At 42.7% G+C, this 16,355-nt stretch carries 16 protein-coding genes; 5 read left to right on the forward strand and 11 right to left on the reverse strand.

Annotated elements, in window-relative coordinates; translation table 11 throughout:
• Nucleotides 1-582: 582 nt before the first annotated feature.
• Together HOL16_01430 and tatC are read right to left on the reverse strand one after the other, a co-directional pair.
• Nucleotides 583-2,484 (reverse strand): hypothetical protein, encoded by a 1,902-nt coding sequence (locus tag HOL16_01430; protein ID MBT5389357.1) that lies wholly within the window; start codon nucleotides 2,482-2,484, stop codon nucleotides 583-585.
• A gap of 245 nt (nucleotides 2,485-2,729) precedes the next feature.
• On the reverse strand, nucleotides 2,730-3,518 hold the full coding sequence (gene tatC, locus HOL16_01435) for a twin-arginine translocase subunit TatC (GenBank protein MBT5389358.1): 789 nt from the start codon (nucleotides 3,516-3,518) through the stop codon (nucleotides 2,730-2,732).
• Between the two features lie 394 nt (nucleotides 3,519-3,912).
• Here tatC and HOL16_01440 point away from each other — a divergent pair, with 394 nt between their 5' ends.
• Nucleotides 3,913-4,167: a hypothetical protein gene (locus tag HOL16_01440; protein MBT5389359.1), complete on the forward strand. Its 255-nt coding sequence runs from the start codon at nucleotides 3,913-3,915 to the stop codon at nucleotides 4,165-4,167.
• On the opposite strand, the gene HOL16_01445 is transcribed toward HOL16_01440, so the two are convergent.
• From HOL16_01445 to HOL16_01465, 5 genes are read right to left on the reverse strand one after another with little or no spacing between them, the layout of a single operon-like run.
• The gene (locus HOL16_01445) at nucleotides 4,164-4,409 is read right to left on the reverse strand and encodes a hypothetical protein (GenBank protein ID MBT5389360.1); all 246 of its coding nucleotides are present in this window, start codon (nucleotides 4,407-4,409) and stop codon (nucleotides 4,164-4,166) included. The genes HOL16_01440 and HOL16_01445 overlap by 4 nt on opposite strands.
• 11 nt (nucleotides 4,410-4,420) lie before the next feature.
• Nucleotides 4,421-4,612, reverse strand: coding sequence for a twin-arginine translocase TatA/TatE family subunit (gene tatA / locus HOL16_01450; protein ID MBT5389361.1), 192 nt, complete (start codon nucleotides 4,610-4,612; stop codon nucleotides 4,421-4,423).
• Nucleotides 4,613-4,647: 35 nt separating this feature from the next.
• Nucleotides 4,648-5,334, reverse strand: a complete 687-nt coding sequence (locus HOL16_01455; GenBank protein ID MBT5389362.1) for a site-2 protease family protein — start codon at nucleotides 5,332-5,334, stop codon at nucleotides 4,648-4,650.
• A 6-nt stretch (nucleotides 5,335-5,340) separates the two neighbouring features.
• The gene (locus HOL16_01460; protein MBT5389363.1) at nucleotides 5,341-6,132 is read right to left on the reverse strand and encodes an SPOR domain-containing protein; all 792 of its coding nucleotides are present in this window, start codon (nucleotides 6,130-6,132) and stop codon (nucleotides 5,341-5,343) included.
• 2 nt (nucleotides 6,133-6,134) lie between these two features.
• Nucleotides 6,135-7,886, reverse strand: a complete 1,752-nt coding sequence (locus HOL16_01465) for an arginine--tRNA ligase (GenBank protein ID MBT5389364.1) — start codon at nucleotides 7,884-7,886, stop codon at nucleotides 6,135-6,137.
• 187 nt (nucleotides 7,887-8,073) lie between these two features.
• Between HOL16_01465 and erpA the strand changes: the two genes are divergently transcribed.
• From erpA to HOL16_01485, 4 genes are all read left to right on the forward strand, one after another.
• Entirely contained in the window at nucleotides 8,074-8,427 is a 354-nt protein-coding gene (gene erpA, locus HOL16_01470) for an iron-sulfur cluster insertion protein ErpA (protein ID MBT5389365.1), read from the forward strand.
• Nucleotides 8,428-8,467: 40 nt separating this feature from the next.
• The gene (gene xth / locus HOL16_01475) at nucleotides 8,468-9,256 is read left to right on the forward strand and encodes an exodeoxyribonuclease III (GenBank protein MBT5389366.1); all 789 of its coding nucleotides are present in this window, start codon (nucleotides 8,468-8,470) and stop codon (nucleotides 9,254-9,256) included.
• A gap of 167 nt (nucleotides 9,257-9,423) precedes the next feature.
• Nucleotides 9,424-9,936: a DUF1003 domain-containing protein gene (locus HOL16_01480; GenBank protein ID MBT5389367.1), complete on the forward strand. Its 513-nt coding sequence runs from the start codon at nucleotides 9,424-9,426 to the stop codon at nucleotides 9,934-9,936.
• An 89-nt stretch (nucleotides 9,937-10,025) separates the two neighbouring features.
• Nucleotides 10,026-10,514, forward strand: a complete 489-nt coding sequence (locus HOL16_01485) for an AraC family transcriptional regulator (protein MBT5389368.1) — start codon at nucleotides 10,026-10,028, stop codon at nucleotides 10,512-10,514.
• 32 nt (nucleotides 10,515-10,546) lie between these two features.
• On the opposite strand, the gene mutL is transcribed toward HOL16_01485, so the two are convergent.
• From mutL to HOL16_01505, 4 genes are read right to left on the reverse strand one after another with little or no spacing between them, the layout of a single operon-like run.
• Nucleotides 10,547-12,364 (reverse strand): DNA mismatch repair endonuclease MutL, encoded by a 1,818-nt coding sequence (mutL, locus tag HOL16_01490; protein ID MBT5389369.1) that lies wholly within the window; start codon nucleotides 12,362-12,364, stop codon nucleotides 10,547-10,549.
• Nucleotides 12,361-13,626 carry a glucose-6-phosphate isomerase gene (locus HOL16_01495; GenBank protein MBT5389370.1) on the reverse strand — a complete coding sequence of 422 codons (1,266 nt, stop codon included), beginning with the start codon at nucleotides 13,624-13,626 and terminating at the stop codon, nucleotides 12,361-12,363. The genes mutL and HOL16_01495 overlap by 4 nt, the downstream gene beginning before the upstream one ends.
• A gap of 23 nt (nucleotides 13,627-13,649) precedes the next feature.
• A complete protein-coding gene (locus HOL16_01500; protein ID MBT5389371.1) occupies nucleotides 13,650-14,978 on the reverse strand; it encodes an insulinase family protein in 1,329 nt (442 codons plus the stop codon).
• Complete coding sequence (locus tag HOL16_01505; GenBank protein MBT5389372.1) at nucleotides 14,975-16,354, reverse strand: insulinase family protein; 1,380 nt, start codon at nucleotides 16,352-16,354, stop codon at nucleotides 14,975-14,977. Before HOL16_01505 ends, HOL16_01500 begins: the two co-directional genes overlap by 4 nt.
• Nucleotide 16,355: the final 1 nt, after the last annotated feature.

The raw sequence follows: 16,355 nt of genomic DNA on the forward strand, positions 1-16,355 counted from the left end.
TTTGCGTAATTTTTTTCGTTGCACCATGTTACGTTTGGTTTGTGTCTGACACGCTGACACTTCAAGGGTGCGGTACGGAGCATCACAGGTAAAGCCACTTTTTTCACAGGGTCCATTGGCCAAAAAATGAGTATTGGTTTTAAACTTGTACGCTGTGCTATGAATGTTTATTCCTGGCTTTAGACAATGACAGCATCGGGCAGAACTATCAGCCAATGCATTAGAGTTTGCCAAGATAATGCTCAATAGAATCACAGGTGGAATTATTTGAAATAAGCCTCGCATAGGATTTACTCCTTTTTTTCTTTTAGCGTAGCTTATTTTTGAAAGAAAAGAAATGGGTCAGGCAGATGCTGACAATGACATGAGATCTCTGCTTATGACCCGGGTCCTATGCGGTCGGTGTCTGCTCCCTTGGCTATTCCATTGGAACACTTCTTATTGGCATCTCTTCTTCAGGGTTTTGTCTGTGTTTTTGGCATCAAACTCTGCTAGTCCCATTGTATGTTCTGGGCTTGTGTCAGCTGGATGGCGTTGGAAAGCGTGAAAGAAAGAGCGCTCCAAAATCAAGAAAGCTTAAGTTCATTGTTCGGCAGGTCCTTGCTGAAATAGCAAGGGAAACTTTTTTATAAGCTCGAGATTCAGGACCATATGAGTTTTTAAATAATTATCCGCCAAAGCAGGCTCCTCAGAGGGTGCGTAATGAGCAAAGAACTTTGCATATTTAGCAAAGTGTTTGAGCATGATTGACTTTCTTTCTTCAAGCTTCCCGAGGAATTGTTGAGCCAGTTCCCGTGGAGAATCAGCGTTTTCAAGATCTGGCTTTTGCAAAGGCGTGTCATACAAAGAGTGTGCTATATTTAATATGCCTAACAAATCATCGGCGTTACGCCATTTTTGGTAGAGTGTTGGAAAATAAAACGTCAGTGTATCTCCGCTTCTTAAACTAAGTTGCACGTCAATGTATCGCGAGCTCCTTTTCAACACCTTCGAGTCCACAACATCCTCTCTATATATTGCATCTTCTGAGAAAACACTCATTTCTTTAAATTTAACTTCTTCAGAATCACTTATTTTTCCATGGGAGAGAACGTATTCCACAATTTCATCATCAGACATTGAAGTCGTTCCATTTAATGGAGACGTTATAAGGGGGTCATGAGTTATATCAACCTCAGAGGTCTCTTCAGTGTTTTTTTGCGTATAAGGTAGTGTCGGAGAATAATCCCCCACTAAAGTATCAATGACAAGATCAAGGTCCGGAACTCCAAAAATTTCACTTGGGAAATTGGGTTCTTCGTGCAAAGCCCAGAAGAATCCCGCCATCACGGCATCGAACTCTTTTTGCCCACGATAAGGTAAAATCTTTGTCAAAAATGAGTTATAAATGCTTAGCAAGGCATCGTGTAAGGCACAATACTTTGCAACAGCTAAAGGAGTATAAAATTTAGAAAACGTATCAGCTGAATACTCTGGGGGTAAAGGCTCCTTAGAAGAAGGGTTGCCAGTTTCAATAATCTTCCCAATATGAAAATCTGTCATAAAAAGAATATAATCCTTCAGAGAATTCCGTCTTGGATCCACAAGCTTGTGAGCCAAATCATGACATTTAAAAGTCACAGGACTTAAACTAATTCCATGAGCAACTACATTTTTGTCGGGAACGCCCAAAAGAAATAATTCTTGTAAGTAGGCTTTCGTGAGAGTTGAAAGACCAAATTTTCCATGGCCAAGAACTGGAAAAAGAAGTTGTGGACCCAAAAGCTCTTCCACCTGATATCTAATTTTCTCTTTTACTCTATAGGAAATCATAGGAGCATAAGACTTGTTGAGATTCTCACGAGTAATTCCATCTACCTTATGAGAAACAGAAGCTAGACGTAAAAGTGTCTTATCATGAGTTTCACAAACTTTCCTGTCTTGAAAAGCATCAACATAACCAGGGTAAACAGCATGGTTAAATAACTCTAATTCTTCAGGAGTAACCACACTGATAGATGCGGCATGCCGTAAAAACATCATATAAACTTTTGAGAGAGTTGCATCACAACGCGTACAGTATCCAGTTACCTCTTGAAGTAAATTATTTGTAAATTCTGGATTGGAACTTCTATTGAGAAAAATCTGTAAATACTCCTTCATTCTGGACGCCATTTGTAAAGCTACATCTGAAGGTTCAGCATATATTGCATAGTCACAGCCCTTGCCTGAAAAAGGGTGGCCGCCTGCTCTATCCATTTCAATGCGAATACTACGAACAATTTCAGCATCAATCTTTGATGCTCCACTAAATTGAATAGGATAAACATTTTGAATTTCACTCTCAAAATCTGAGGGTGACACTCTCAAACCACCGTTTATTGGAGGCATTGGGAGGTTTTCTTTATCGTCACCATCGTTAGCAAAAGCAATCTGTGGAAGAACAATGAGTGAAATGGCTAAAATGGCCAATATCATTTTTTTAGAGACATGAAATAAGTCCATAAAGCACCTATGATATTAATGTAATCAGAATGGTTTACCTATACTAATACTATTTATATGTCAATATAAAAAATAAGTTACCTAAGTATCCAGATATAAATAAGACCTCTGTTTATTAAAAAGTTGTTATATTTATTCACAATAAGTAGTGAAATTCCTCTTTCTTCAAGGGGAGCTGCAGTCAGGACACTTCTTCTTCTCGTACAACTAACTTGTTAACTACATCAGACATATCATGTGTTTTGTCAGGCAGAGGCCTGTTCTTCAGTCTGTATAGAGGGTTGTTTCTGTTCCATGCGTCTTATGAGGAACAGAGTTATTTCGTATAAGATAAGGAGCGGAAAGGCCAACGCAATTTGGCTAACCACATCTGGAGGTGTGAGAACGGCCGCCATGACAAAGATGAGAATGATGGCATAGCGTCGTTTGGACTGAAGAGATTTTGCTGTAATAAGCCCAATTTTTGCGAGGAGGATCAGTAAAATGGGCAACTCAAAACTGAGCCCAAAAGCAATCAAGAGAACCATCGTGAGAGAAAGATACTCAGTCATGCGAGGTTCTAGCATTATGGCCATTTGGTCTTGAGCTACAGGGACTTCAAAGCCCACGAAAAAGGACCATGCCATGGGAAGGACGGCGGCATAGGCAAAGATTGCACCCGTTAAAAAGAGGAGCGGAGACGCAATTAAAAGAGGCCTCACCGTTTTAGCTTCAGTCTTATGAAGCCCAGGGGCAATGAATCTCCATATTTGGTGCAGAATGAGGGGACAGGATAGGAAGAAGGCCCCATAAAATGCGATCTTAATATACGTAAAGAAGGCCTCTCCTAGGCCCGTATATATGAAACGATGGGAGGTATTGCCATCCAGGGCATTTATCAGAGGCCGAGTCAGAAACAAAAATATTTCTTGGGAAAAGAAATAACATCCCATAAAGGCCATTGAAAAAAAGCCCACACACCAAACTAACCGGTTTCTCAGTTCTACCAGGTGATCCAAAAGGGGTTGCTCTTTAAGCTTTGCTTTCTGACTCATTATACTCTTCACTCGTTTGTCTTCATATTACACAAAGCGCTGGGAAAATCTCTATAATTTTGAATGAGTGTGGCTGTATATCAGAATTTTACGGAGCTGAATGGAGTATGTTATTTCCAAGGCACGAATTACAGAACTCTTTTCTATAACTCACAATATGAGCTAAAGAATTTGTTTTTGGACTAGAATGTATACAGAGGAGTGCTTTTTCCTTTCTTGAAGCGTTTCCTCATCTACTATGTATCCTAGGTTATATTTTATTTTTTAAAAAAATCGCTTCGTTAACCTTTTGTTAACCTTTTTCCCATATCCTTAAGAATAAGACACCTTAAGAGCTATTTAGAATGTGGTCATTCGAGTTTTATAGTTGGGCTGTGGTTACGGAGTAAGTGCAATGAAAATAATGGGTATCGCCCTTTTTGTGGGGATGGCTGTTGGATTATGCTGGGGCCAGGAGGCATTGGCTAGGGAGGCTATGTCTGGGTACGGATCTGGTATGAGTGGATACATGGATTTAGGTGATTCTCCTATGGATCCGAGCTATCTGCAATATGTTGGAAAATATAAGGGACGACGCGATCAGTCTAAGCCCATAATAAGAGAGACTTCTGATAGCCTGGTGGAGATAGAAGTTATCGAAGTTCCTTAATTTTTCTCGTTTATGGAGGCCTTTATCTTAGTCGCCTGATCGTATGCTTTCTTTCTAATTTCTTCAATTTCTGCTTCATCTAGGAGCGTGTGCCAAAGGCGTTTGGTAGTTCCCAGAAGAGTTTGACCTTTACGGATCCACCTGCCAAGAGATGTCAAAAGCTGCGGGAGATCCTTGGGCCGGATCAGCACGATTGCTACAATTAAAATGAGGCCAATTTCAGACCAACCAATAGAGAACATGGCGCGTTCCTTTAGGATGAAGCCTTTTTCTTAGAGGATTTTTTAGGGTTGGGAGCTATCTGTTTTTCCTCCTCATTAAGTCCTTTCTTGAAGGACTTTAGGCCCTGCGCTAGCTCAGCCATTACTTTTGGAAGTTTTCCGGCTCCAAAGAGAACCAAAATAATCACAAGAACCAGTAGTATTTGTCCAAAACCAATGCTCATATAGTCCTCCTATTTCCCAAGTTCCTAGAGATATATTACCCAAGTCCGCTTAAGGCTTCAAGGGTGGTAATGATTGCGGCCATGGGCCATCTTAAAATATGCCACAATATGGGGATATAAACCCCCGTAAGACTTTCCAATAGCGCAGGGAATGCAATAAGTCCAACAATAATCCACATCCCATAGGGCTCTAGTTTGATAAAGAATTTTGAAAATCTGATAGGTAGGAGCCCAAGGGCGACTCTTGCACCGTCCAAGGGTGGGATTGGAATCATATTGAAAATGGCTAAGACCACATTAATGAGGACAGAGTTGCGCAGTAAGTTGGCAAAATTTTCCGCAATAACTTCTGGGAATAATGGGAGCGTATGAAAAAGGAGTGCGGATATATAGGCCAGGATTATATTTGTGAGGGGACCAGCCAGAGCTACAAAAACCATATCTTTTTTTGGATTGTTTAGGCGTAAAAAGTCCACCGGAACCGGTTTTGCATATCCGAATACAAATGGCATTTTGGTCAGGATCAAAAATGCCGGAAGAATTATGGTCCCAAAGAGATCAATATGACGTATGGGATTTAAAGTGACCCGCCCGAGTCTATAGGCAGTGTCGTCGCCATTCCAGCGTGCAACGAACCCATGAGCAGCTTCATGGAATGTAATAGCAAGGATGACAGGAATTCCCCAAACAATAGCCATCAGGAGGAAGTGGCTTATGTCCATGGGTTTCTAATCTCGAATGACAAAGCAGGCTGCTTTTTGTGCTTTGAGTTTGTTGCACAATTCAGCAGCTTGTTGTTCAGATTTGTATTCTCCCACTTGGACTCTAAAGAAAATTCCTTTGCTCACAAGATCTACTTTGAAAATTGCCATGGGGAGATCTTTCAGAATTTCTTTATGCTTTCGAAATAAGTATTTCCACTCTTGTTGCGCCAGCTCTTTCGTTTGCAGAGAGGCTATTTGAACGCGATAATAGGACCCCTCTGGGAGTGCAGGAGCCTGAGCTTTTGGAGTAGCCGGTGTTTCCTGAATGGACACATCTATTTCAATCTCTTTTTCTTCGGACACAACCGTTTGAGGAGTTACCGGTGCTTGAGGAAGCATTGGTACTGGATCTGCCAATGTCTCAATGGTTTTAATGGGTTGCTCAAAAGCTTCCTCAACAAAAGCTTCAATGTCTGTCTCGGCTTCGTCAAAATCTATAGGAACCTCAGGTGGGGGGAGAAAACGATCGGGTTGTGAAGTTTCTTGCGGACTTTCAGTCATGGAAATACGATCATATATAGTCTTATCTTGATAGGGGATTTCTACCCCTCCTGGATCATCAGGTCGTTGTTTGAGGGGTGCCGTATCGGCTTTATATCTCACGGGAGGGTCGAGGATAGCATCTTCTCGGGTGAGGTATGCATACCAGATGACGAGGGAAAGGATTACCGCACCTCCGATACCAAAGATTATAGGCAAAGGCAACGGTGGTTTATCAGATGGTCTATTGGTTTTATTCCAAAGAGATTCGTCCATAATTACATTTCCTCCACAGGCTGTACGCCGAACAATTCAAGTCCCGATGCAATCACAAGAGCAACAGATTGCACAAGAGCAAGTCTCGCTTGGGTTAGTTTTTTGTTATCAGAGAGAATAAAACGCAATTGGGTGTTTTCCTTTCCCTTATTCCACAAAGAGTGGAATTCCCCTGCCGTCTCGTACAGAAAATACGCTAACCGGTGAGGTTCACGCATTTCCGCGGCTGTTTCAACTTGCCTTGGCCAGCTGGCCAACTTCTTCATCATGGAAAGATCTTCCTTATCCGTCAAGGGCTGGAGGTCAGTTTCTTGAAAAGAATTTGGTGTAAGTTGCATATTTGGGAATATTTCTTTCGCTTGTCTTTTTACAGAATGGGCACGTGCATGGGCATACTGAATATAAAAGACTGGATTTTCGTGAGATTTTTCAAGGACTTTCGAATAATCAAACTCCAAAGGAGCATCATTTTTACGGGTCAGCATGAATAAGCGGAACACATCTTTTCCAACTTTTTCGATCACTTCTTGGAGGGGAATAAAGTTGTCGGCCCTTTTGGACATTTTTACAGGGACGCCTTTATCTAGGAATTTCACCATTTGGCACAGAGATACGTCCACATATCCTTTTTTTTCTGTAATGGCTTGCGTCGCGGATTTAACGCGCTTTACATATCCCCCATGATCTGCGCCCCAAACATTGTAGAGATGACTGCCACTCCTCTTATATTTATCAAAATGATAGGCGATATCTTTTGCAAAATACGTCCAGCTTCCATCGGATTTTTTGAGAGGACGATCCACATCATCGCCAAATTCTGTTGATTTAAAGAGTAGTTGGGGCCTAGGTTCCCAATCATCTGGTAGTTTGCCTTTCGGGGCTTCCAGAACGCCTGTGTAGAGTAAACCCTGCTTTTCAAGGACTTTGAGGGCTTCATCCACGCGTCCTTCTTGAACAAGTTTCAGTTCAGAGCTGAAAACATCATGGTGAACCCCCAAGAGATCCAGATCTCTGCGGATAAGATCCATCATGGCTTTGACGGCAAATTCCCTGATTGGTTTAAGCCATTCTGATTCTGGGAGGTTTTTCCATTTTAGGCCATCTTTCTCTGCTAAGGCATGTCCAATCGGAATTAGATATTCACCCGGATAGAGTCCTTCTGGAATGGGTCCAATTTTTTCCCCAGTGGCTTCCAGGTAACGGAGATAAACCGACTTTGCGACCGTATCTGATTGTCCGCCAGCATCATTTATATAATATTCCTTGGTGACTTTGTGCCCAATTTTTTTCAAGAGGGATGCTAGAACATCTCCAAAGACGGCTCCTCGGCCGTGTCCTGCGTGCATTGGTCCCGTTGGATTTACGGATACATATTCCACATTAACTTGCTGTCCTTTGCCAATAGTGGAACAGCCATAGCTGGTTCCAGCATTTAGAATGTCTTTCAAGCGGTCTTGCCAAAATTTTGGCGTGAGGGTTAAGTTGATAAAGCCTGGCCCCGCAATATCCAAAGACGCCACATCTTCGTGGGTTGCCAATTTTTCTTTCAAGTGCTCAGCAAGTTCGCGCGGGGGGATTTTTGCCAGTTTAGCCAAAACCAAAGCGGCATTGGTGGAAATATCACCGTGTTCTTTTTCTTTTGGCGGTTCGACCGTTATTCTAGAATAATCAAGCTTTTCTGGAAGTGTTCCTTCCATCACCAAAGCGTCGAGACAATGATGGATATAGTCACGGAAAAAATGATATAGATTCATAATGTTACTCTATGGGCTCCCAAATGTCGCAAGTCATTCTATCAGAATGGCAATATAGTCTGCAAAGTATTCTGCTGTCGAGTCTTTATCGTTGAAATATGGGGCCGAAACGGTGTAGAAGTGGTAGTCGGTGTCAGTGAAGAGTAAGAGGTAATGGCCTCTAATAATGGTGCAAAGTAGTAAATTTATGGAAAGTAAAAGTTCAATTCAAATCAGTCCAAAGGCAGCTGAGCATATTTCAAAGTTGTTGGTTCAAGAAAGTAAGGAACAGAACTCGGACGTGATGTTGCGTATCGTTGTATCGAGTGGGGGTTGCTCTGGATTCCAGTATGCTTTTGAATTTGATGATCAACGTAAAGAAAAAGATTTATTTTTTGAGAAAGAGGGCGCCAAGATACTCATTGATGGGCCCTCCCTTGATTTGTTAAATGGGGCTGAGATTGATTTTCGTGAAGAATTGATTGGATCTGCCCTCGTTATCAAGGATAATCCAAACGCCACTTCTTCATGTGGGTGTGGTAGCTCGTTTTCGATTTTTTAACTCAAGTATGCGGAAGAGTGTTTAGAAGGGAGAGAGTCCAATGACCAAGATTGCAACTTGGAATGTAAACTCCATAAGGGCACGTTTGCCAAATGTTGAGGCTTGGGTAAGGGAGGCTCAGCCAGATGTTTTGCTTCTCCAGGAAACAAAAACGATTGAAGAAACTTTCCCCAAAACCACCTTTGAAGATTTGGGGTACAACATGGCGATCGTGGGTCAGAAATCCTATAATGGGGTGGCGATTCTTTCAAAATCTCCCATAGAAGATATTAGGTCAGAGTTGCCAGGAGATCCGTTGGACGTAGAGGCCAGATATATTGAAGTTGTTACAGGAAATGTTCGGGTGGCTTCAGTCTACGTTCCCAATGGACAAGAAGTTGGGTCTCAAAAATTTGAGTACAAGCTTCGATTTTTGGATAGGCTCTATGATCACATGAAAACATTGCTAACATATGATGAGTCACTGGTTGTGGGAGGGGACTATAACATCGCGCCCACGGACGATGACGTTCATGACCCGGTCGGTTGGGAAGGTAAAATTCTGTGTAGCGACCATGAGCGCGCTGCGTTTCGCAAAATATTATATCTCGGTCTTACCGATGCCTTGAAGGAGTTTCATGTTTCTTCTGGCATTCCCAAAGATCAGCTATACTCCTGGTGGAATTACAAGGGGAGGCGTTGGGATCAAAACGAAGGTCTGCGTATAGACCACCTTCTGGTATCTCCGCAGGCAGCAGATCGTTTGAAAGACGTTCAAGTCGATCGCTTACCTCGAGGAGAAGAAAAAGCCTCGGATCATACGCCCGTCTGGTGTTCTTTAGGGGAATAGTAACTTTAATTTGTATCTACACCTCTGAAGCTACTTTTCATTTGTTTCATTTTCGCTTAAACTTACATTAAATGTGCGAATGTGGGAAAAGAAAAATGAATAACGACCTAAAGTTTGCAGCAAGGTATATTGTTGTCTTTTGCCTTGGTTTTCTGGCATTTATGAGTATGAATGTGGCGTGGGGTCAACCAGCTACCTCAACTCACAATTTAAAAAGACCACCAGGTGTTGAAGAGATTTTAAAATCTCGACCACATGTAAAAAAGCCTGCTGAAGCCTATAGTGATAAGCTTTCTACTATCCAGAAATTTGCCCTTTGGATCACCGACCAGGTGGGGACATTTGGGTTTTTTATGATTATACTACTTTGGACAGTGATATGGCTTTCCTGGAATACGCTAGCGCCCAAAGTATGGAGATTTGACCCTTTCCCAGGGTTTGTTCTGTGGCTTTTTATGTCCAATGTAATTCAAATCTGCCTTATGCCCTTGATCATGGTAGGTCAAAATTTGCAAGGGATTCAGACGCAAAGTTTGGCAGAGTCTGATTTTGTTGTGAATAAACGGTCGGAAAAAGAAAACGAGCTTATTATCCGACATATGGAATATATTGAGTATAAGTTTGAGTTGCTCGAAAAAGAGGTAAAAGGGAAGCTTAGAATAGCTAAGGATGCTTTCTGAAAATTAGTTTTTTCCTCCCATAATTTTTTTATGGCGATACTGTTCCCATTGGGTTAGATTTCCCGCATCGTAATCAAAAGGAAAAAATAATGAACAGCCGGATTGCTGAAAAACCCGAGCAACATTTTATTGGTCGTGAAACACGAACAAGTAATGAGGCGGAGTTTAATCCTGAAACAGGAAAAATACCTGGAGCATGGGAGAGCTTTTTTAAGTTGGGGGCAGCGGAAGCTATTCCCCAAAAAATTGCTGACAATCAATTATACGGACTCTATTCGGATTACGCTTCCGATGAGAAAGGGCAGTACTCTTTCTCCATAGGAACTATAGTGAAAAATACAGACTCTGTTCCAGAGGGGTTTGTCGTAAAAACTTTACTAGCGTCAAAATATCTCGTTTTCAAAACAGAAAAGGGGCCTATGCCCGCTGTTGTGATTGCTGCGTGGCAGCATATATGGAAATATTTTGATGGGAATCCAGAGTATATAAGGACTTATACGGGTGACTATGAGCTCTATGGAGAAGACGCGCGTGACCCTGAGAACACAAGTTTGGAAATATATATTGCCGTTGAGTAAGCCAATTCCAGGCTAATACTGGTAATGTTTTTCTACCGTCTACCAAAGAGCTTTTCAATGTCTTTGAGTTTCAACTCAACGTATGTGGGTCGGCCGTGATTACATTGGCCTGAGTGGGGCGTTTGTTCCATCTGGCGCAAAAGGGCATTCATTTCCTGGAGGGTCAGAATGCGACCTGCCCTGACACTGCCATGGCAGGCCATGGTGGACCAGATTTCTTGAATTTTTTCTTTAAGCACCAGAGCGTCCCCAAAGGATACAATCTCGTCCACTAAATCTTTGATGAGTCCTTGAGCATCCACAGTTCCAAGAATAGCTGGGGTTTCACGGACCAAAATGGCATCCTTTCCAAAGCCCTCAATGAGAAGTCCAAAGGTTTTGAGATCGTCTTTGAAAGCAAGAAGGCGCGCGGCTAGATCTTCGGTCAAATTAACGACTTCAGGTATTAAAAGTGCTTGTCGCTTGATGCCATCGGCCGCCAAAGATTTTTTAAAACGCTCGTATACGAGACGTTCGTGGGCGGCATGTTGGTCCACAACAACAAGGCCATCTTTAGTTTGGGCGACGATATAGGTCTCATGAATTTGGGCCCGCGCAGCCCCTAGGGGATAATCTGTTGCTTCGTCATCTGGTGTTTCAACAGGGTAAGGGGCTCCCTTTGCCGAGGGGTGAATATCAAACTCTGGCAAAGTCGCTGAGGGAGTGGCAGATGGAGCTGGACTACCGCTTGATCGGGGATACGTGGCGTATGATTGGGACGTTGGCCGTTGGCTATAGGATGGGAATGTATTGCCAGAAGCAGGAGTCGTTTGGAAGGCATTGATTGCTTGATTGGCAACGGTTGTAGAAGCCTGGTGTCCAGATCCAGATAGGGCGTGTCGTAGACTGCTGACGATCAGGCTACGGATGAAATTTCCGTCTCTGAAGCGGACTTCAGTCTTAGCAGGGTGGACATTTACATCCACTTGCTCAGATGGGCACTCTATGAAAAGAGCCAAAAGGGGGTGGCGGTCGCGCGCTAGAAAGTCTTGATAGGCGGCCCGAATAGCGCCTGCAAGAAGACGGTCTCTGACCGGCCGACCATTCACAAAAAGATACTGGAAGGTCGCATTGCCTCGGTTGAGAGTCGGAATACCGGCGTAACCAGTCAAGTTTACGCCATCTCGATTTCCTGTAACCAGGAGAGCATTATCTGAAAACTCTTGGCCCATGATTCCTTTCAGACGATTGAGTTGGCCATCTTCCGAAGAATCACCATCGAGAGTTGAAACTGTTTTATCACCATTTTTGAGGGTAAAAGTGATTTTGGGATGGGCCATTGCTTGGCGTTGAATGACGTCTTGGATATGGGAAAACTCGGTTGTTGGCGTTTTCAGAAACTTAAGACGGGCAGGGGTGGCAAAAAATAAATCACGAATTTCAACTTTTGTTCCCACGGGAAAAGAGGCGGGAGTGGCAGGGGACTTGTCTCCTCCTTCTATCTTCAGACACCAACTTGTATCTGAGGATTTGGACCGAGATGTAATGGAAAGTCGGCTTACAGCCCCAATGGAAGGAAGGGCTTCTCCGCGAAAGCCAAGAAATTGGATGTTGAAAAGGTCTTCGTTGGGCAATTTTGAAGTGGCATGGCGTTCGACACAAAGTTCCAGGTCTTCTTTGGACATCCCTGTTCCGTTATCTGTTACGGAAATCAAACTACGGCCCCCATCACGAATGATCACATCAATTTTATTTGCACCAGCATCTATGGCATTTTCTATGAGTTCTTTGACAGCAGCGGCAGGACGCTCAACGACTTCTCCTGCAGCTATTTGATTGATAAGGGTGGGATGGAGGAGTCGAACCGTCATATTGATAACCTTTCTCTCGTGAGAATTTTTCCTTGCTCTACAGCTGGTTGATCAAAGGGATCAACGTCTAAAAGTTTAGCTGCAAAAACAGTTTCAAGCATGAAATGCATCATTAGGGCGCCTATGGTTTTTTCACAAATGGAGGGTAGGTAAAAAACACGCGTAGGACAACCATTTTTTAAGAGTGTTTCTTTGGTGGCTTCTTGTTCAGCTTCTATTAGGGTTTCTAAGGTATGCCCATTCAGATAAGCAAGGGCCGGATCGTTTGTTTTGATGGGGGTGCCGGACTCAGCTGGTTCTTTTAGAAGCAGGGTAAACATTTTGTCTTTTGGGCCATCCAGATATAGTTGTAATTGACTGTGTTGATCCACAGCACCGAGGGCGCAAATAGGCGTTGTTCCGCGACCCTGTTTTCCCAATGATTCGGCCCAAAGTTGACGGTACCATTTGCTAAAAATGGAGAGGCGATCTACGTAGGGCATCATAACAGTCTGATTAACGTTTGCCTTTTGATTAAGGCCCACGCTTATGGCGGCTCCTACAAGAGGAGGAGCATCGTGAGGAATTGTGGCATTTATTGTTTCAGATAAGACTTCCTGGGCACCTTCAAGTATTTTATTGGGATTGAGGCCAGAGAGCAGTGCCGGAATAAGTCCCACTGAGGATAGAGCGGAAAAGCGTCCTCCGACTTGTGGGTCATGGGGGATGAAGGGTAAGTTATGTTCAACTCCAATGCGTTTCATGGGAGAATCTTTATCTTCTGTGAGAAGGGTGAAATAGGTACGTAACTCTCTTTCTCCCACTTCTTTTTTCCAAGCTTCTAAACATAATAATAGCTGTGCATTGGTTTCAGCAGTTGTTCCCGATTTTGAAATAGCGATAACGCCGGTGTCTTTTAGGCATAGTTTATTTAATTGAGTGGCAAATGTATGGGGATCAATATTATCTAGAAAATATAGCGTAGGTTTAGTGGATGGTTTTTTTAAAACATGAAAAGCCTGTCCTGCTAGACTAGATCCCCCTGTTCCGAGGATTAAAATATTAGAAAAATGTGACGTGTAGGTTTGGATATAAGAATGGAGTGAGTCGAGTACTTGGCTATCTTGAAGACATTTAATGAAGGGCCAATTCTGGGATTTAGGATCTTTCTTAAAGGCGTCAAATAGAGGTGTAATTTTTTCAAGCTGATCCGACAAATCTTGAATATGGAATTGTGTATTTTTTCCAATACACCCCGTAATGTCTTGAAGGTATGTGCTCATATTTGGAGTCTTTCACTATTTGTTTAGAGGCCTTCAGGTTTTCCAATCACAATAAAAGTTAATGTGTTTGGATTAAAGAGTTTTTTTGCAACACGATTAATATCCTCGAGTTTTAAATTTCTTATGATTGTTTCTCGATCTTCAGGATAAGTGCTTGGTAGGTGGTCCAATTGTAGATTGAGGACATGTTTAGAGGTTTTTGAAAGGGATGTGAAATTCATAGGATAGTTCCCAAGAAAATACGCTTTGGCTTCGGATAATTCTTGTTGGGTAATGCCGTTGTCCTGGAGTTTTTTCCATTCCTTCCGGATAATCTGGGTAACCTTTTTAACGGAAGCATTTTTGGTATGAATTTCGCCGGTTATAAGACTTGTATGCTGATTCCAATCTAACCAAACTTGTGTGTTATAGGCGAGCCCACGTTTTACACGTATTTCTTCCGAAAGACGCGAAACGTGTTCTTCTCCCCCCAGCAAATAGACGAGGAGATAGAGGGCAAAAAAGTCGGGGTCACTGCGCAGTTTCCCTTTTTGAGCAAAGAGAATGACGCTCTGGGGAGAGTCTTTTTTTCTGACAATAATATTTCCAGAAAGTTTTGGTTCCGGTTTTGCCACATTTTTTATGTGCGACTTTTCAGGCAAGCTGCCAAAGGTCTGATCCACCAGATCAGACAGTTTTGAAGGCGTAATATCCCCTGCAACTGAGATGATCAGGTTGTCTTTGGTAAAATGATCTTTCATAAAGGCTTTAAGATCGGAAATCGTTACACCCTGAATCCCTTCTAGAGTTCCGGTTAAAGGAGTTTCATAAGGATGTCCTTCGAAGAGTATTTTCCAAAGAGTGCTTTGAGCAATGTCAGTGGCGTTCCCAGTGGCTATCACAGCGTTATGGGGATATTGCTTTCGAACTTTTTCCACTTCCAGGCGATCAAGGCGGATATGTTTAAGAATTAAAGAAAAGGTTTTAAAAGCATGGGAAAGACTGCTGGTGACAACCTTAGTGCTGAGAAGGAAATTATCCTTATTGATATAGGCTTCCACTGAGTCAATGCCCACGTTTTCAAGGTATTGGCCAAACTGGTGACGATCTAGATTTGCAACGCCGTGGAACAAGAGGTCGGTTAACATAACAGGCAGACCTTCCCTAGCGTGTGGAGCGTAGGAGGCCCCAGATTTCTGGAAGGCTATATCTATAGATACCAAAGGGACGGAATGATCTTCCACGAGCCAGACATGAAATCCTTTAGGTGTTTCAATTTCTTGAATATTCACAGCCAATGATGGGGATGTATTTAGGAAAATGCTTCCTACGATCAATACTGTCAGAAAAGTGAGAGATCTTAAAAGTTTCATTCTAGTGTCCCACTGGGTTCAGAACTCTTCAATCCTTTTGCAACGATACGGGGTGGGGAACCGAATACTTTTCGGATCACGGAGTTTACATCGTGCCGGGTAACATTTTTAATATTTTCTGGCCAAGATTCAAGGGATTGTATAGAGCGTTCAGACATAATGGTCAGGCCAATGTTTTCTGAGATATCTGCTAGGCTTTCTTTTTCATAAACAACCGATCTTAGGAGAATCTGTTTCGCTCGTTCTACTGCCTCATGCGTAACACCTTGTGTAATTATGCGAGAGAGCTCAGCCTGCAAAGTGGATTCAAGTTTAGGCAACTCATGAGCCCATATGGCCCCGATGGAAATACGAAAGGGAGAAGGAGATCGTAAGCCAGGAGAATATCTAGAGGAAACCCATTGGGCAAGTTTTTGATTTTTAATAAGGGCTTTGTAGAGTTCTGCGTTAGAGCTTCCGGTGAGAATTTTTGAAAAAATTTGGAGAGCATAGGCATCCTTCGCGGGGACTGACTTTAAATTCGGAGCATCATAAAAGACTTCAAATAAAATACCTGGTGAGCTTGGGCTTTTTAGCACTACCTCTTGAGTGGTTCCGTGATGAATGGGCTCCTTCACCCATCTTCGTTCCGGCTTTGAGTCTTTGGGCAAATGGCCATAATATTTTTCAGCAAGTGTCTGTGCCTCCTCTAAAGTGATATCCCCGACGAGGGTAAGGACAGCATTACTGGGCATATACCATTTTTTAAGAAAATTGACCGTGTCTGCTTTTGTTATTTTTTCGATTTCATTTTTCCAGCCCAAAATAGGAGTCCCATAAGGATGGTGTGTGTAGAAAGCAGCCATGGCGCTTTCGTTTAGTTGATCAAAGGGATTGGTCTCAATGGTCATACGTCGCTCTTCTAAAATAACGCGCCTTTCTGATTCCATAAGATCATCGGTAATCTGGAGATTTTCAAATCTATCAGATTCTAGTGCCATAAGTTTTTCAAGATTATCTTTGGAGACTTGGAATGTATAATAGGTGTAATCATGTGTTGTGTAAGCATTTCCTTCCCCCCCCATACGCATAATTTTTTTTGGAAATTCCAGAGGCTTGTACGTTTTGGCGCCGCCCTTTATGCGAAGATGCTCCAGAAAATGGGCCAGCCCGGATTTTCCTAGGGGATCATCGGCTGCACCTACTTTGAACCACAATGAATGGTTGACAACAGGTGAGCGCTTTTGGCTGACAATAAAGACCTGGAGACCATTTTTGAGCGTAAATGAGCTTGGGTTAAAAACCTCGCTCCACACGCCGCTTGGGAACAAAAGAATTAAAAAGAAAGTTGCTTTAAGAGAAAGGCTGAGAGACGTAAAGGAGTCTCTTCCAAGCATG

This window comes from Alphaproteobacteria bacterium, from assembly GCA_018662925.1.
Taxonomy (GTDB): Bacteria; Pseudomonadota; Alphaproteobacteria; order 16-39-46; family JABJFC01; genus JABJFC01.

Bases quoted from the DNA above. Each gene is read 5' to 3' on its own strand.
- HOL16_01495 (MBT5389370.1), bottom strand. From the start codon at position 13,626: ATGAGCACATACCTTCAAGACATTACGGGGTGTATTGGAAAAAATACA.
- HOL16_01485 (MBT5389368.1), top strand. From the start codon at position 10,026: ATGAACAGCCGGATTGCTGAAAAACCCGAGCAACATTTTATTGGTCGT.
- erpA (MBT5389365.1), top strand. From the start codon at position 8,074: ATGGAAAGTAAAAGTTCAATTCAAATCAGTCCAAAGGCAGCTGAGCAT.
- HOL16_01500 (MBT5389371.1), bottom strand. From the start codon at position 14,978: ATGAAACTTTTAAGATCTCTCACTTTTCTGACAGTATTGATCGTAGGA.
- mutL (MBT5389369.1), bottom strand. From the start codon at position 12,364: ATGACGGTTCGACTCCTCCATCCCACCCTTATCAATCAAATAGCTGCA.
- HOL16_01465 (MBT5389364.1), bottom strand. From the start codon at position 7,886: ATGAATCTATATCATTTTTTCCGTGACTATATCCATCATTGTCTCGAC.
- HOL16_01445 (MBT5389360.1), bottom strand. From the start codon at position 4,409: ATGTTCTCTATTGGTTGGTCTGAAATTGGCCTCATTTTAATTGTAGCA.
- HOL16_01455 (MBT5389362.1), bottom strand. From the start codon at position 5,334: ATGGACATAAGCCACTTCCTCCTGATGGCTATTGTTTGGGGAATTCCT.
- HOL16_01480 (MBT5389367.1), top strand. From the start codon at position 9,424: ATGAATGTGGCGTGGGGTCAACCAGCTACCTCAACTCACAATTTAAAA.
- HOL16_01440 (MBT5389359.1), top strand. From the start codon at position 3,913: ATGAAAATAATGGGTATCGCCCTTTTTGTGGGGATGGCTGTTGGATTA.
- HOL16_01460 (MBT5389363.1), bottom strand. From the start codon at position 6,132: ATGGACGAATCTCTTTGGAATAAAACCAATAGACCATCTGATAAACCA.
- tatA (MBT5389361.1), bottom strand. From the start codon at position 4,612: ATGAGCATTGGTTTTGGACAAATACTACTGGTTCTTGTGATTATTTTG.
- tatC (MBT5389358.1), bottom strand. From the start codon at position 3,518: ATGAGTCAGAAAGCAAAGCTTAAAGAGCAACCCCTTTTGGATCACCTG.
- HOL16_01430 (MBT5389357.1), bottom strand. From the start codon at position 2,484: ATGGACTTATTTCATGTCTCTAAAAAAATGATATTGGCCATTTTAGCC.
- HOL16_01505 (MBT5389372.1), bottom strand. From the start codon at position 16,354: ATGCTTGGAAGAGACTCCTTTACGTCTCTCAGCCTTTCTCTTAAAGCA.
- xth (MBT5389366.1), top strand. From the start codon at position 8,468: ATGACCAAGATTGCAACTTGGAATGTAAACTCCATAAGGGCACGTTTG.